Genomic DNA, 15,282 nt, shown 5'->3' with positions numbered 1-15,282 from the left:
CCTATACAGTCTATTGCAACACTGCAAATCAAAGAGAAATTTTTACTGCTAGCCAAGCTATATTCGGAGCTGCTTTCGTATATTCAGCTCCACTATAACACTGTAAAAACTATTTCAAATCGTAGCTGTCTTCTTCTCTCAAATCTCTGTTCATTAGTTTTTCCAAAACTTCCCTCGGGGTAATATCAGTATAAACAGCCTCATAAATCGCAGAAGCAACAGGAACTTCCAGACCGAGCTTTTTAGCAAGTTCACAAACTGCTTTTGAAGTCTTAACCCCTTCTGCAACAGAGCCCAAGGCAGACAAAATATCATCGATTTTTTTGCCATGACCTAGCATTGAACCGACCGTGTAGTTTCTACTCATAGGACTTGAACAAGTAGCAATCAAATCGCCCATGCCTGATAAACCGTATAAAGTAGAGGGATTAGCCCCCATTTTGATACTTATTCTTACAATTTCCGCCATTCCACGTGTTAAGAGTGCACCTCTACAATTGTCACCGAGTTTCATAGCGTCAGCAAAACCTGACGCAATAGCGATTACGTTTTTCAAACTTCCGCCAAGTTCAACACCGACAACGTCAGGATTAGTATAGAGCCTGAATTTAGCAGGAACAGTTAATTGTTTTTGTGCAAATTTTGCAGCTTCCATATCATCAGAAGCAACACAAGCTGCCGTTGGCAAGCCGTTTAAGACTTCTCGAGCCAAAGTGGGACCGGATAAAATAACCAATTTTTGAGTCGGCAATTCTTCTTTTATAACCTCACTCATTCTCATCAATGATGGCAATTCTAATCCTTTAGATGTGTTGACCAAAACTTGAGAATCTTTTATGCCTGCTTCCTTTAATTTTTTGCAAACATCTCTTATACCCGAAGTTGCAACAACCATAAGTATTATATCGGATTTATCAATCGCCTTTTTCAAGTCAGAAGTAATTTCAACGTGCTCTTGAAGTTGTACAGGAACAGGTTTTGAAGCTCTTTTCTGATTTTTAAGTTCGTCAGACAAATCAACAGCTCGTCCCCAAACTGAAACCTCATCAAAATTATCCGTAAGCATCCAAGCGAGAGTCAACCCCCAGCAACCAGCACCTAAAACCGTTAATTTCATATAAAAACTCCTTTATTTCCCGAAAACTTTTCTGGCTTCTTCTCTATCGTCGAAATGAATTGTTTTGTCATTCAATATTTGATAATCTTCATGACCTTTGCCTGCTAAAACGACAACATCAGAGGATTTTGAGATATTTTTTAAATACTTTATAGCCTCACGTCTGTCTGATTCTACAAATATTCTGCTTGTATTTACAGACTTTATTCCAGCCATAATATCAGATATTATAAGTTGAGGGTCTTCTGAACGTGGATTGTCAGAAGTTACAACTATTTTATCAGCAAGTTCATCAGCGATTTTACCCATTTTAGGTCTTTTGGTTGCATCTCTATCACCGCCACAGCCAAACAAGCAAATCAAATTGCTGTCTTTTGGAGTCAATTCTCTTGCTGCTTTAAGAACATTTTGCAATCCGTCAGGAGTATGTGCATAGTCAACAATAACAAGAGGTTCTTTGTTTACTATTTCAAATCTTCCTGCAACGCTTTTTGTATGTTCAAGTGCTTTTTTGCAAATTTCCGGCTTAATTCCCATCGCAACGCAAGCGGCAAAAGCAGCCAAAGCATTGTAAATACTAAACATACCGTTCAAATGCAAATCCAAATGTATCGATTTATTTTCAAAAACGAAATCACATTTTGCACCATGGATTGAAAAATCAATATTTTTCGCAACGACATCAGCATCAGACTTAACAGCATAAGTCAAAATTCTAACGCCATCGGGAACTATTGAAATAAATTGTTCGCCGTATTCGTCGTCTTTATTGATAACAGCAAAGGCACCTTTTTTTAAACCTTTAAAAAGAATGGCTTTTGCATCAAAATAATTCCCCATTGTAATGTGGTAATCAAGATGGTCTTGGGTTAAATTAGTCAAAACCGCTCCGTTAAACTCACAGCCACCCACTCTGTTTTGCTCTAAGGAGTGAGAACTTACCTCCATAGCAACATTTTTTATTCCGTCATTTTTCATTGTATGCAAAGTTCTTTGGAGTTCAGGGGCCTGCGGAGTTGTGTGTTTAGCCTCTTTGTATTCATCATCTGATGATAATTTAAACCCTAAAGTCCCAATTAATGCACATTTTTCATCATTTTCTTCAACTATTCTTTGAATTAGATGAGTAACTGTTGTTTTTCCGTTAGTTCCTGTAATACCGATTAAATTCAAGTCTTTAGAAGGAACTTCGTAAAAAGCAGTTGCGACCTCGGCAATCTGTTGTCTGGTGGAGGTTACGACGATTTGTGGCAGATTGAACGGAAGTTCTTTTTCGCACATTAGTGCTGTAGCCCCATTGTTTACAGCCATTTCAGCATAATCATGACCGTCAGAATGTTCACCATTTAAGCAGACAAAAATATCGCCGGACTTTGTCGTCTTTGAGTTATAGGAGATTCCTGTAATATCTGCTTGACTCTCATTTATAAGCTTATAGCCTTTAATCCCTTTTAATATCTCACTTAGTAGCATTGTGCAATCCTTCTATTATTTCTTTTTTGTAGTTCTTTTATCAGGCGGAATATTTAAAATTCTCGCTGTTTGCAAAGCGACCTCTCTGAATACAGGAGCAGCAACCGTGCTTCCCCATACATCATACCCTGACGCTGAATCCACAACAACATATATTATAACTTGCGGATTATTAGCCGGTAAAAAGCCTACAACGGACGTATATAACTTGTTTGTATAGCCTCTGCCGTTTTCCATCGGCTTACGAGAGGTACCTGTTTTGGCTGCAACAGTATAGTTATCAAGCTTTACCGGAGAATGTCCGCCTTCAATACTTGAATACATTATCTGCGTTAATTGACGGGCATGTTCAGGTGTCATAACCTGTGTTCTTTTGATTTTTGTTTCAGCTTCTTCTTCTGTATATTGCAATACATGAGGCGTAACTCTAACTCCACCGTTTCCAATTGCGGAAACCGCTGAAATCATTTGAATTGCCGTAACTGAAGCCCCGTAGCCATAACCCATTGAAGCTAATCTTGATTTATCCCAATCTTTATAATCAGGAAGCAATCCGCTTGACTCCCCCGGAAGGTCAATTCCTGTTTGCTGACCGATTCCGAATCTTTTCAACGTAGTATAAAATTGCATCGGGGTCATTGTCATTGCTGCTTTTACGCTACCAACATTACTTGAGTGCTCCAGCAAATAAACCAAATCAATCCAGCCCGGATTTGGTCTTTTTCCATAGTCATAATTTGAAATAGTCCAACCTGAAAGCTCAATTCTTCCCGTATCTAATATTTTTGAATTTGCATTTAAAGTACCGTTCTCAAAAGCAGAAGCCAATGTCAAAACTTTAAAAGTAGACCCCGGAGGATAAACATCAGTCAAAGACCAATTTTTCAATTGTAACTGAGAAGCCCTTTTATAATTATTCGGGTCATAAGTAGGGTACACCGCATAAGCCAATATTTCACCGTTTTTTGGATTCATAACAATTGCGGTACCTCGAAGTGCCTTTTTCTCTCTTATTATTTTGAACAACTCGGATTCGCAGGCATGTTGAATAGCTGAATCCAAAGTCAATTTAACAGTTTTCCCTTTTAAAGGAGATGTTGTCATCGCCGGGTCAGTCATTACGTCATAAATAATGTCGCCACTGGGTGTTTTTTCAAAATTTATATCTTTCTCAACTTTTTCGAGCTTATTTTTTGCCATCAACTCTACGCCTACTGCGACATCAGCGTCAGGATTGTAATACCCTAAAACATGTGCCGCAAGAAATCCCTGGGGGTAGATACGCTCATTTTTCTTGTCTAAACTTATTTCCCTGAGTTCCAAGCCTTGAATTTTTTCGGCTGTAATTCTATCTACATCTTTTTTTAAAAGTATTATGCTTTGACTTTTAGAAATTTCTTTTTCCAGCTTACTCTCAGGCATTCCTAAATAAGGAGCCAAAAGTTTTGCCAACTCTTTCGGACTATGGTCAAAATACTCTTTGTGGGCATATATATTATAAGAAGTTTGGTCAGACGCAAGCTTTATGCCGTTTCTATCCAAGATTGCACCTCGCATAATAAAGCCTTTTGCACTTCTTTGGCGTTTTGCCTTTACTCTGTAATGTTTCAAGTCGATTATCTGAACAGATAAGAGCCAAATTATCAGCCCGATAACAAAAAGTAAAAGCAGAGAAGTCCACCCTCTCAACCTTCTATCAAATAATCTGAACCGTGCTTTTTCTTCATCATTTATCATAATCTGAATAAGCTTCCCCAAAGCTAAAATTACGTTTGAACCTCATTGCACAAACTTTGCAAAAACAGTCTACCACAAGAAAAAAACGAAATAAATTATGTTAAAATAATTAATAACCTATAGACCATTTATAGGCATTTTCGTCGACCGGAACTTTTGCAACAGCAGCAGCGGCGGCTCCGTTATTTGCTGCAGGAACTTCGATAACTTGTTTAGCTGTATTCAACATATTTTTGCTTCTTACAAGTTGGTCAACGTGGTTAAAAGAATATAAATTATCGAGTTTATTTTGCAACTCAACATTTTCATTGTTCAATTTAGTGGTTTCTCTACCTAATTTATTAAGATAGACCTCACTTGAGGTAACTGAATAGTAGCTTATTAAAGAAAACAGAATAAATATGCCCAAAACCCAACATAATCTTTGGTTTATACGAGCAATAGCCATTTCTTTATATGTTTTTCGAGGGAAATAACCATAGACAATCGGATTTGTTTGTCTTGATTTTCTTACACTTTTTCGGATTGCATTTCTATCTGTAGTGGTGATACCCAATGATGATCTCCTTGATGATGACTCTAAATCCTCTTTGCTACACGCAATTTTGCAGACCTTGACGGAGGATTTACGGCGACTTCTTGTTCTGTCGCAATAAGTGGTTTCTTGTTTATAATCTCTAATTTTGGTAGTGGGCAATTACATATCGCCTGATTCGGCTCACAATTACACTTGTTAGAATGGTATTTAAAGAAACGTTTTACGATTCGGTCTTCTAGAGAGTGAAACGTAACTACAGATATTATAGCACCAACAGAACAGAAAGTAAGCACTTCATTTAAAGTATTTTTTATATTTCTTAACTCATTGTTTACTTCTATGCGAACCGCTTGAAACACACGAGTTGCAGGGTGTATATTGCTCTTAACTCTTGGGGTAGCGGCTATTATGAGGTCTGCCAATTCTTTGGTGGTTGATATTGGATTTGTTTTTCTGACTTCGATTATTCTTCTTGCAATCCTTTTGGAAAAGCGTTCTTCGCCATATTCACTGAATATTTTTACGAGCTCATCTTCTTTATATCCATTCACGACATCATAAGCCGTAAAATCAGCAGATTGATTAAATCTCATATCGAGTTTTGCATCTTTTGAAAAGCTGAACCCCCTTGTGTCAGAAGTCAATTGAGGATACGAAGCCCCCAAATCGAAAACAATTCCTCCATCTATTTTTTCAATGCCGTTTTGTAACAAATATTTCTTAATATTGCAATAAGAATCATTAACTATTGTTAAATTTTTATATTCTGAAAGTTTTTCAGAAGCAGCCTCAATCGCCGCAATATCAACGTCAAAAGAGAATAATCGCCCGTTTGGTTGTATTCTTTTCAATATCAATTCGCTGTATGAGCCGCCACCTAAAGTAGCATCAACATATATTTTACCGTTTTCACACTGTAATGCGTCGACCGCCTCATTTAGCATTACGGGATAGTGCTTAAATTCACTCATAGCAACAACCTATGAATTTATTTCTGCTAATTTTTCAAGTTTCAACTTTTGGTCATGTGCTATCAATAAATCCAAAAGATCGTCTAAATCTCCGTCAATCACTGTCCATACATTCAAATTTTGCCCGATTCTATGGTCAGTTAATCTTCCTTGAGGGAAATTATAAGTTCTTATTCTTTCGGAGCGGTCACCGGTACCTACTTGAGAACGACGTAAATCAGTAATCTCTTGCATTTGTTTTTGGACTTCCAAATCATAAAGTTTTGTCTTCAAGATTTGCATAGCTCTTTCTTTGTTTTGCAATTGAGAACGTTCTTCTGTACAGAAAATCATAATCCCTGTCGGTTTATGGAACAATCTTGCCGCAGTTTCAACCTTATTTACATTTTGACCGCCGGCACCGCCTGAACGGGCTGTAGACATTTCAATATCATCAGGTCTGATTTCGACTTCAACATCATCAACCTCTGGCATAACGGCAACCGTAGCTGTAGAAGTGTGAACTCTGCCTTGAGACTCTGTTGCAGGAACTCTTTGAACTCTGTGAACACCTGATTCGTACTTCAATTTTGAATAAACAGCGTCACCTTTCATTGAAACAACAACTTCCGAATATCCTCCCGCTTCACATTCTGTTTTACTCAAAATTTGAGCGTTCCAGCCTTGTTTATCGGCGTATTTCATATACATTCTAAGCAAATCACCTGCAAAAATATTTGCCTCATCACCACCGGCTCCGCCACGGATTTCAATCATAATATCCTTGTCATCCATAGGGTCACGAGGAAGTAAAAGAACCTTCATTTTTTCTTCAAGTTCTTCACATTTTTGCACGTTGGTATCAATCTCTGAATGCAAAAAATCCTTCATGGATTGTTCACTTTCACCTTTCAAAAGTTCTTTTGCGTCAGCAGCCGCTTCATCAGCCTCTTTCCAAGAATGATAGACATCTACAGTTTCTTCCATTGATTTTCTTTGTTTTGAAAGGTCTCTGAATTTGTTATAATCCTGAATAATAGCAGGGTCGCTCAATATTTCACCTAATTCAATATATTTTTTTTCAATTTGAATAATTTTTTCTAACATGTCTTTCATAATATAAAATCCTTAAACAGTTAATGCAGCCGGTTTTTGAGGAACACGCCCACAAGTTTTATCTTCATCACAATAGCCGAGTCTTTCGCATTTCGGAACCAAATATTCCTTTAGCCACGGCTCTTCTTTTGTTAATTCATCACACATTTTTTTGACGAGAATTCTGATTTCGGCTTGAGCTCTTGAACATAATCTGATATTTGCAAGGTGAATAAGTTCTCTCAAATTAAGGCTCGCAACCATTGACGTAACAGTTGAATTTGGAAGCACAAAACGAGCGTCTTCTGCTGGAATTCCTGCCTCTGTCATCTCTAAATAACATTGTGATATTTGTTTCATCAAAGCATTGTATTTAGCAGTCATTTCCTCGTTTTTTTCAATAGTAGGGGGGATAATATAGTCAAATTGTCCTTTTTCTTTGACATATCTTTGAGATTTCTGAGAAAATGACATATGACGATGTCTTACAAGTTGATGAGTACAAACTCTTGAAATATTATTCAACGCAAAACTTACCTGAACATGCTCTATCGTACTGAAATGACCTGAAGAAATAACTCTTTTTATTAATTTAAGTATTTTTTCTTCATCATGGGCATTATCGCACTCATAGATATTTATAGGAGAATCCGCACTATAACAAGTTCTACATGCGGTATAAACCGTTCTCAACATATCTTGCGGTTTGGATATAAGTTTTACTTCAATATCTTTATGCGTTGGCATAATAAAATCCTCTGGTAAATTAACACAAAACCCGCCATTTGTTCATTAAGCGGGTTATTCTAAAAGGCGTTATGCAAATGCATAACGCCGTAAAGTTACTTTTTGTCTTGTTGTTGATAACGTTTGTTGAATCTTTCGATACGTCCTTCTGTATCCATAATCTTTTGTGTTCCTGTATAGAAAGGATGGCACTTGTTGCAAATTTCAACTGTGATGTTATCCACTACAGAACCTGTTTCTATTTCGTTACCGCAAACACATTTGATTGTGGTTTTTTTATAATCCGGATGAATGTCTTTCTTCATTGATATAACCTCTATTTCTTTTGACTATGAAATATTATAGTCAGCTAAAATTTTTATATCAAGTAATTTTTTCATGAGGTTAATATTTTTTAAGCTTTTCAAGTGTTAGAGGAGTTTATTTTCGGAAAGCAATTAAAATATTACTATTCTGAAACAACCAATCTACAGATAAATAGCGTCCAAGAATTTTTGATTTACTCTGTGTTGGAACCACCTTGCGGTTTCAGATGTATCAAAAACGTTGTGGATATGACTTTCTGCTGATCCGTCGGAACTTTTTGTTCGACTTTCGAGCATTTCATTATGAGTACTTGTATAAGGCGTCAACGGGAAAATATCTGTCATTTGCATAAATGTAGGAAGTTTAGTATCCATTGAATCGTGCCCGAACAAGCAGTTTGTCAATCTATTCAATCTTTCGTCAAATGTATAATAATTATCATCATTGTCATTTGAGACCTCTGGACCTGCTGCATAGTTCATATTGTTTTGTTGTGCTCTGCTTTCGTGAAGCACGCTGCTTCTTTCATCAGAAACGCCTCTATCAGTCCCTGCAGTATAGCCCATTTCTTCATATCTGGGGTTCAAGTCGCATTTTTCACCGACAATCGAAATATCATTTCTTCCTGTTCTGTTTCTTATTTCGTATGAAATTTTTTGCATTTGGTCATAATGAGGAAGTCTACCTACTCCGAAATAATGTTCTTGGTCATAACCGTCAATGTGTTTTGCACTATCAAAATATATTGCGTCAAACCCCATATTAATACCATTTACGCAGGTATTAATAAAAGCTTCTTGATGCTTAGGATTATCCCAGTTAAAACCTTCGCCACCAACCCACATTTGACCTTCTGACAAAAGCATTCTAAAACCTGTTTTTAGCCCACGCATATGAGCCAAGTCGTTAAATGCCTTAACTTGCTCCTCATTGGAAACCTTAACGCCATCACGTTCAAGATTTTCTGAGGCGATATTTTGGCTTATTCCTGCGTTCAAATTCATAGTATAAAGACTAGTCCCATCTCCTGTATAGCTTTCACCCCATATTGACGGGAACAATTGCGACAAAACAACACAATTTGCAAATTTGTTGCCTGATGGAGGTATTGCAGGCAAAAGTTTGATTGTATTCAACAATCCATCATGAACTCTGTCATAATTGTGATTGCCGACCGTTCTCGGATTAAGCTCAATATAATTTGCTTTTCTTCCCCAATTATCGCCGTAATTCGGAGTTTTTATATTATCGGGAATCGTTGGATATGAATTGTCTGGCTTCACGATTGTACATAACGATTGAATTGCTTGTTCAGGTGTCCTATCTAACAATTCATAAGCAGGTGCATCTACCCATTTTCTCCAGCCTGTATTGCCGTTTTTATAATAATGTTCTTTTGTATAATTGTCTTCGTATATTGAATTTCTGCCTGTCAAAACCCAAAACAACTTTTTAGCAGCACTTCCTTCAAAATTTCTTTTAGCGGCAATTTCTGCCTTATTTACACCTGCAACATAAGCTGCATATTGGTTCTGTGACCTTGAGGAAGAAACATTCTTAGGTAATTTATCTTGCTTCTCAATAGGATTTGTGTTCTTTGCAGGCTTCGTTTTATCTGCTTTATTTATCCCATAAAATGAAATTGGATTTACTAGCATTTGGCTTCCTCATTGACTACACAATTTTTCAAGAACCCTGAATTATTAATATTGCTATTTGGTTTAAATTTGTTTCTAAAATGATACAAACGGAGTAGAAAAAGCTATTGTTACATATAATTAATGTGATATACTGATACCAAAATATGTTAAAAGGATATATATGAAAAAAGGGTTTACATTAGCTGAAGTTCTAATCACATTAACTATCATTGGCGTAGTTTTTTCCCTTTTAATTCCTTCTCTCAACAATGTAAAGCCTGATAAAGAAAAGCTAATGTATAAAAAAGCTATTTTCACTCTGCAAAGTGCACTTGTTCTGGGGTCTGACGAGATAATTTCAAAAGCCGCAAATTCATCTGCTTATTGGGCTGACACTGAAGTTGGAACTGACGAATTTTGCACAATTATTGCAGCTAATTTGAATACGACAGGCGAAATAAATTGCTCTATAACTGGAGATGCCGACACACCTAATTTTATTACAATTAACGGCACTAAATGGTGGGGACTCGGTGCCTTTAAATTCACAACCATCGGTGAAACTCACGATATCTACGTCGATGTTAACGGCGATAAAGGCAAAAATACAATCGGGCAAGACCGTCTCAGAATGAGAGTTCGCTCTGATGGCAAAGTTACTACGGATTCTTCGTGGACAACAGAAAATAAATTTATTAAAGATATGGCTAAAGTTACTGAATAAATATCTTCTCTTTGGCTTTGTACTTGTCTTTACCAATATAAATGTGCTATTATTGACATCTGATTATACATAATAACGGTGATAAAATTATGACAGAAAAAGAACAAGCATCTATTGGTATTATTGGCGGTACTGGCTTTTACAGCTTCTTCGAAGGCTCTGAAGTGAAGAAAGTCGAAATTGATACCCCCTATGGAAAACCAAGCGACACAATTACTATCGGTACTGTCAGAGGCAAGAAAGTTGCTTTCCTTCCTCGTCACGGCAACGACCATAGATTTTTGCCACACACTATAAACTACAGAGCTAATGTTTGGGCACTTCATTCCTTAGGCGTAAAAAGAGTAATCTCTCCTTGTGCCGCAGGAAGTTTACAAAAAAATGTAAAACCCGGCGAATTCGTGGTTTGTGACCAATATGTTGATTGGACTGACGCAAGAAAATCAACCTTCTTTGAAGGTCCTGTTTGCGTGCACCCCAGTGCTGCTGACCCTTATTGCCCCGAACTCAGAAAAATCGCAATCGAAGCAGCTAAAAAAGATGGGATTTCTGTTCACGAAACCGGTACCGTAGTTATTATAAACGGTCCTAGATTTACTACAAAATCAGAATCTAAATTCTTTACAAATCAAGGCTGGGAAGTTATCAACATGAGCCAATTCCCTGAAGTTCACTTGGTTAAAGAACTCGATATGTGTCCTGTTACTATTGCCTTGATTACAGACTATGATGCAGGACTCGTCGGCGATGTACCTCCTGTAACTCATCAAGAAGTTACAAAGGTGTTCAAAGACAATATAGAAAACTTGAAGAAAATGCTTCTTACTATGATTGAAGCTATTCCTGATGATAGAAATACGTGTGATTGCCAAAATACTTCACACACTTCATAATTAATAATGCTTATATTAAAGAGTGGGGTTAAGAAAAATCTCACTCTTTATAAAAATTTTCGCTTTTGGAGGAGAAATGAGTTTAGCACAAATAGTAAACAACCTATTTAACATTTATTGGTGGCTGTTAATTGTTAGAATATTTTTAACCTGGGTTCCCAGCATAAACTGGGAAAATCAACCTTTCAAATTTTTAAGAATAGTTGTTGACCCCGTTTTAGCACCTTTTAGAGCCATTATTCCACCTCTTGGTGGTTTGGATTTTTCACCGATAATTGCAATTCTATTCTTGCAATTTGCACAAGTTGCCATAGTTAGATTATTGGTTTACGTAGGGGTATAATTAACCCATAATTATCCATAAGAATTTTTTTGTTATTCTAGCTAAAATTATCGCTATAAAACAGAATATCAAATCATATATAAACTTGAATAAGCTTTGTATTGCAATCCATTCTAATATAAATTGGTATGGCTCTCTTTTTATAAGAGCCATAATTATTGTATAAAATATGCCTATTATATGAATTGTCAAAACACCCCAAAAACTGGCTTTAAAAGCATCTTTATAAGAAAAATGCTTTCTTAAACATCTTGCCATAATAACAACTGCGGGAATATAAGCCAAAATATAGCCAAAGCTGTATTGTAGCACGTATTTTATCCCTCCCCCTAAAGCAAAGACAGGAAAAAACGAAAGTCCCAAAATCAAATACAAGACGACGGAAATCAGTCCGTAGATTGGACCCAACAAAGCCGCAATATAAGCTATTACCGGCAATTGCGGGATATACTCATAGTATTTTAACTGAACCAATGGTCCACCTGAATCAGAGAATCTAATCGGATGGAAAAACGCTTCCAGCGGAATACAATAGTGATTAAAAGAAAATTGTGTAAAAGTAGAAATTATAATCAAAAAAGTACACAAAGCAACAAGGGTCAATGTGCCAAGCGTAAATCTGACTTTCTCGTTCGAATGCCGAATTTCTTTAAATTGAGATTTAATTCTTTTTGTCATTCGTATATCAAACTTTCATTATTGTTTTTTTAAGTTCTTCATATAGATTTTTGAATTTTTCGTGCCAAATGTTTTCCGTAAACATAATGATAGCATTTTCGCCATTATCTTGGTAGTAGTTTTTTCTTTGACCTATAGATTTAAAACCGAATTTTTCATATAAAGATATGGCTGCAATATTGCTCTCTCTAACTTCTAGGGTTATATATTTAATCATTTGTTTATAACAATCATCTATTAATGTTTTTAACAATATTTGTGCAAGTTGCTGTTTTCTAAAATCAGGATGCACCGCCAAGGTTGTGATATGTGCCTCTTCTAAAATTTGCCAATATCCGACATAAGCTAGCACTCTATCGGCATTTTTGTCCTTTACGCAATAATAATGAGCAAGCTTATTAGACAATTCGTTGAAAAAAGAATCTTTTGACCAATGGTGATTCGGATACGATATCGTCTCAATCTCCATAACTTCATCAAGATTTTCTTTCTTCATTTTTTCTATCTTTACGGATAATTTTTTATTTTTCATTCCTAAATATTATCAAAGACAGTCTAAAGATTCAAACCTAAATTTCTCTCATACAAAAAAATGATTTATTTTTTTAAAATAAACTAATCGATGTATTTTTCAAAAAAAATACAAAAAATAGAGGATATAAAACACCTCCTACATATATTATTCTGTATGCGTGAGGAGAGGCACAAATATGTGCCGATTTACAGACTTTATACTCTTGAGGTAGGTTTGAAAAAATTTGAATTTAAACTGCAAACAGTCTTGAAGCTGCGACAAAAGGCTCTTGATGACGCTATGCTTGAATTGGCTAGAATCAGCAAAGTCTTGCAAGATACACAAAATGAAAAACAACTTATATTAGACACAAAAAGTAATTTGAGCCTTAAACTTACTACGGTCGTCGAAGGCGAAATACTAGATATCGAACAAATTCAAACCGGTAAAAACTACATTATGCAACTAGATACCAAAATCAAACAAAAAAACCAACTCATTGAACAAATAAAAATCGCTGTAAACTCTCAACAAAAAAAAGTTCAAGAAGCTCTAAAAGAAAGAGATATCCTCACTAAACTCGAAGAAAAACAAAAACAAAATTTCTATAAAGAATTCCTTCATAAAGAAATGACAGAACTTGATGACATTTCAATCAGCAGATACAAAGTAGGTTAATCGGAGATAAAATGACAAACTATTTAACAGATATTTTGACCAACAAACTAAATCAAAAATCAAATGTTTCTAATACCAGAAACTCATCTTATCAATCTAAAAACACCAACAATGACTTTGAAAATGTTTTGAACAAGATAAACTCTAATTCTGAAAAAATTGAAAAATCTAAACAAAACAATCCCACAAATGATGTCTTGATGAATAAAGCACAAAAAAGCAACAAAGATATTCATTCAACAGAAAAAAACAAAACCTCCGATTCAAACACAAAAACAAAAGACCTAAACGAAAAAAATAAAAATTTAGACAATAAAACAGATGGACAAAACCAAGTCAACAACAAAGATAAAGACGACATTAAAAAGAGCAATATGACAACTGATGAAGCTCAAAGCACATGCAAAAAAGATAATGATACAAACCACAAAATCACAGAAAACAACAACTCAAATAAAGATTTAGCAGACGACAGAAGTGATAAAAATTCAGACTCAGATTCTGATAACGAAGCTAAAAATGAGACTACCACAAGTAGCTCAAATGAAGCCACAAAAGACAATTCCTTATCTTTAATTGACGCTTTAAACAAAATATTTGCAGACACAACACAAGATACTACGTTGACAAATTCAGAAACTAATACAGCAACTGATACTACTGCGATAGGTAATTCTGAAACTACTCAAAATTCAGACATTACCACGATTGAAAACAACGACAATTCATATCAAAATATCGACACCAATATAAAAATTAACGCTGTCACCACTTCTAACACCTCAAGTAGTACATCAACAACAACTGTTTCAACAAATACAGCAAGTGAAAAAGACGAAGCTATCAACATAAATACATCAAGTAGCAACAAACAAGTTGATACAAATCTACAAAGTCAATCTGAAAGTAACTCGATTTCAGAATTTGAAGCTACTACTCAAAATAAAGCCGGCGTTGAAGACAACAAAATAGCCACAACCCTTGAAAGTCTTAACAATATTGAAGAAAGTGACATAGATTCTGTAAAAATTAAAGTTACAACAGAAACAGAAATAAAACCGCAAGACAAATCTGCACCAAAACAAGCCAACACTCTTAACCAAATTATGATTGATGACATGAAAGCCGAGCTTTCAACATCTAACAATTCGGCTTCAACAGGAAGCAACTTCTCTAGCCAACAAGATGCAACAGAACAAGCTGTAAAATTAACAATAGAAAATGTTGACTCAACCGAAGATGGTGCAACCTCAAAAACTGATTTCTCTAATTTGCTGAACAAAGAAACATCTCAACTACAAACACAAACCAAAACAAATGTTTCAGCAATAGCTGAACCCAAAGAATTAAGCAAAAGCGATATTCTTAACCAAATAAACGATAAATTAACAAACATAAAAACTACTACAACTGAAAAAGTTGAAATAATACTAAAACCTGAAAACTTAGGAAAAGTAAATGTCGAAATCCTAAGCACAAAAGGTGAAATTACGGCAACCCTTATAGCCGAAAACAAACAAGTCAAAGAAATATTAGAAAAAAGTCTTGATAGTTTAAAAAATAGTTTGAATAATCAAGGGTTAAACGTCAACAATGTAAACGTTAAAATTGAAGAAACCAACAAGTCAGCATTTGCGGATTTGAACTTCCAACAAGAACAGTTCAATGCAAATACTGAAAGCAACAACAAAAACCCAAATCAAGCAAATGAAACTTATCAAAAAGATGCTGATATTACTCAATCAGCAAAGGGATTATCTGAGGAAGGAATGTTGGAAACAGACAATGGATTGATAGATAAAAATTCATTGCACGCAGGCTTGGTAGACTATAAGGTTTAAAAGGAGGA

Annotated in this window: 16 protein-coding genes; 5 read left to right on the top strand and 11 right to left on the bottom strand. The window is 35.6% G+C overall.

The window, feature by feature from the left end; genetic code table 11:
- Positions 1-109: 109 nt before the first annotated feature.
- From PHV37_00895 to PHV37_00855, 9 genes are all read right to left on the bottom strand, one after another.
- Positions 110-1,117: an NAD(P)-dependent glycerol-3-phosphate dehydrogenase gene (locus tag PHV37_00895; GenBank protein MDD3236638.1), complete on the bottom strand. Its 1,008-nt coding sequence runs from the start codon at positions 1,115-1,117 to the stop codon at positions 110-112.
- A 12-nt stretch (positions 1,118-1,129) separates the two neighbouring features.
- On the bottom strand, positions 1,130-2,590 hold the full coding sequence (locus PHV37_00890) for a UDP-N-acetylmuramoyl-L-alanyl-D-glutamate--2,6-diaminopimelate ligase (protein ID MDD3236637.1): 1,461 nt from the start codon (positions 2,588-2,590) through the stop codon (positions 1,130-1,132).
- Positions 2,591-2,605: 15 nt separating this feature from the next.
- On the bottom strand, positions 2,606-4,327 hold the full coding sequence (locus tag PHV37_00885) for a penicillin-binding protein 2 (protein MDD3236636.1): 1,722 nt from the start codon (positions 4,325-4,327) through the stop codon (positions 2,606-2,608).
- Between the two features lie 109 nt (positions 4,328-4,436).
- Positions 4,437-4,883 (bottom strand): hypothetical protein, encoded by a 447-nt coding sequence (locus PHV37_00880; GenBank protein MDD3236635.1) that lies wholly within the window; start codon positions 4,881-4,883, stop codon positions 4,437-4,439.
- Between the two features lie 23 nt (positions 4,884-4,906).
- Positions 4,907-5,836: a 16S rRNA (cytosine(1402)-N(4))-methyltransferase RsmH gene (gene rsmH / locus PHV37_00875; protein MDD3236634.1), complete on the bottom strand. Its 930-nt coding sequence runs from the start codon at positions 5,834-5,836 to the stop codon at positions 4,907-4,909.
- 9 nt (positions 5,837-5,845) lie between these two features.
- Complete coding sequence (gene prfA / locus PHV37_00870; protein MDD3236633.1) at positions 5,846-6,931, bottom strand: peptide chain release factor 1; 1,086 nt, start codon at positions 6,929-6,931, stop codon at positions 5,846-5,848.
- Positions 6,932-6,943: 12 nt separating this feature from the next.
- Entirely contained in the window at positions 6,944-7,657 is a 714-nt protein-coding gene (thyX, locus tag PHV37_00865; GenBank protein MDD3236632.1) for an FAD-dependent thymidylate synthase, read from the bottom strand.
- A 95-nt stretch (positions 7,658-7,752) separates the two neighbouring features.
- Positions 7,753-7,962, bottom strand: coding sequence for a 50S ribosomal protein L31 (rpmE, locus tag PHV37_00860; protein ID MDD3236631.1), 210 nt, complete (start codon positions 7,960-7,962; stop codon positions 7,753-7,755).
- Positions 7,963-8,124: 162 nt separating this feature from the next.
- Complete coding sequence (locus tag PHV37_00855) at positions 8,125-9,621, bottom strand: hypothetical protein (protein ID MDD3236630.1); 1,497 nt, start codon at positions 9,619-9,621, stop codon at positions 8,125-8,127.
- 163 nt (positions 9,622-9,784) lie between these two features.
- Here PHV37_00855 and PHV37_00850 point away from each other — a divergent pair, with 163 nt between their 5' ends.
- The 3 genes from PHV37_00850 (at position 9,785) to PHV37_00840 (ending at position 11,563) form a co-directional block, all read left to right on the top strand.
- Positions 9,785-10,327 (top strand): type II secretion system protein, encoded by a 543-nt coding sequence (locus tag PHV37_00850; protein ID MDD3236629.1) that lies wholly within the window; start codon positions 9,785-9,787, stop codon positions 10,325-10,327.
- An 89-nt stretch (positions 10,328-10,416) separates the two neighbouring features.
- Complete coding sequence (locus PHV37_00845) at positions 10,417-11,220, top strand: S-methyl-5'-thioadenosine phosphorylase (GenBank protein MDD3236628.1); 804 nt, start codon at positions 10,417-10,419, stop codon at positions 11,218-11,220.
- A 76-nt stretch (positions 11,221-11,296) separates the two neighbouring features.
- On the top strand, positions 11,297-11,563 hold the full coding sequence (locus tag PHV37_00840; protein MDD3236627.1) for a YggT family protein: 267 nt from the start codon (positions 11,297-11,299) through the stop codon (positions 11,561-11,563).
- Here the strand turns inward: PHV37_00840 and PHV37_00835 are convergent, their stop codons facing one another.
- A complete protein-coding gene (locus tag PHV37_00835; GenBank protein MDD3236626.1) occupies positions 11,564-12,241 on the bottom strand; it encodes a biotin transporter BioY in 678 nt (225 codons plus the stop codon). It abuts the gene before it with no gap.
- Positions 12,242-12,248: 7 nt separating this feature from the next.
- Entirely contained in the window at positions 12,249-12,773 is a 525-nt protein-coding gene (rimI, locus tag PHV37_00830; GenBank protein MDD3236625.1) for a ribosomal protein S18-alanine N-acetyltransferase, read from the bottom strand.
- A gap of 180 nt (positions 12,774-12,953) precedes the next feature.
- Here rimI and fliJ point away from each other — a divergent pair, with 180 nt between their 5' ends.
- Both fliJ and PHV37_00820 read left to right on the top strand, forming a co-directional pair.
- Entirely contained in the window at positions 12,954-13,433 is a 480-nt protein-coding gene (gene fliJ / locus PHV37_00825; GenBank protein MDD3236624.1) for a flagellar export protein FliJ, read from the top strand.
- 11 nt (positions 13,434-13,444) lie between these two features.
- A complete protein-coding gene (locus PHV37_00820; GenBank protein MDD3236623.1) occupies positions 13,445-15,274 on the top strand; it encodes a flagellar hook-length control protein FliK in 1,830 nt (609 codons plus the stop codon).
- Positions 15,275-15,282 lie beyond the last annotated feature (8 nt).

The organism is Candidatus Gastranaerophilales bacterium (genome assembly GCA_028693235.1).
GTDB lineage: Bacteria > Cyanobacteriota > Vampirovibrionia > Gastranaerophilales > Gastranaerophilaceae > JAQUVW01.
This window is presented reverse-complemented; position numbering and strand designations above follow the sequence as displayed.

What these genes read in the sequence shown, in the direction of transcription:
- PHV37_00895 (MDD3236638.1), bottom strand. Translation starts at nt 1,117, where the DNA reads ATGAAATTAACGGTTTTAGGTGCTGGTTGCTGGGGGTTGACTCTCGCT.
- PHV37_00890 (MDD3236637.1), bottom strand. Translation starts at nt 2,590, where the DNA reads ATGCTACTAAGTGAGATATTAAAAGGGATTAAAGGCTATAAGCTTATA.
- PHV37_00885 (MDD3236636.1), bottom strand. Translation starts at nt 4,327, where the DNA reads ATGATAAATGATGAAGAAAAAGCACGGTTCAGATTATTTGATAGAAGG.
- rsmH (MDD3236634.1), bottom strand. Translation starts at nt 5,836, where the DNA reads ATGAGTGAATTTAAGCACTATCCCGTAATGCTAAATGAGGCGGTCGAC.
- prfA (MDD3236633.1), bottom strand. Translation starts at nt 6,931, where the DNA reads ATGAAAGACATGTTAGAAAAAATTATTCAAATTGAAAAAAAATATATT.
- thyX (MDD3236632.1), bottom strand. Translation starts at nt 7,657, where the DNA reads ATGCCAACGCATAAAGATATTGAAGTAAAACTTATATCCAAACCGCAA.
- rpmE (MDD3236631.1), bottom strand. Translation starts at nt 7,962, where the DNA reads ATGAAGAAAGACATTCATCCGGATTATAAAAAAACCACAATCAAATGT.
- PHV37_00855 (MDD3236630.1), bottom strand. Translation starts at nt 9,621, where the DNA reads ATGCTAGTAAATCCAATTTCATTTTATGGGATAAATAAAGCAGATAAA.
- PHV37_00850 (MDD3236629.1), top strand. Translation starts at nt 9,785, where the DNA reads ATGAAAAAAGGGTTTACATTAGCTGAAGTTCTAATCACATTAACTATC.
- PHV37_00845 (MDD3236628.1), top strand. Translation starts at nt 10,417, where the DNA reads ATGACAGAAAAAGAACAAGCATCTATTGGTATTATTGGCGGTACTGGC.
- PHV37_00840 (MDD3236627.1), top strand. Translation starts at nt 11,297, where the DNA reads ATGAGTTTAGCACAAATAGTAAACAACCTATTTAACATTTATTGGTGG.
- PHV37_00835 (MDD3236626.1), bottom strand. Translation starts at nt 12,241, where the DNA reads ATGACAAAAAGAATTAAATCTCAATTTAAAGAAATTCGGCATTCGAAC.
- rimI (MDD3236625.1), bottom strand. Translation starts at nt 12,773, where the DNA reads ATGAAAAATAAAAAATTATCCGTAAAGATAGAAAAAATGAAGAAAGAA.
- PHV37_00820 (MDD3236623.1), top strand. Translation starts at nt 13,445, where the DNA reads ATGACAAACTATTTAACAGATATTTTGACCAACAAACTAAATCAAAAA.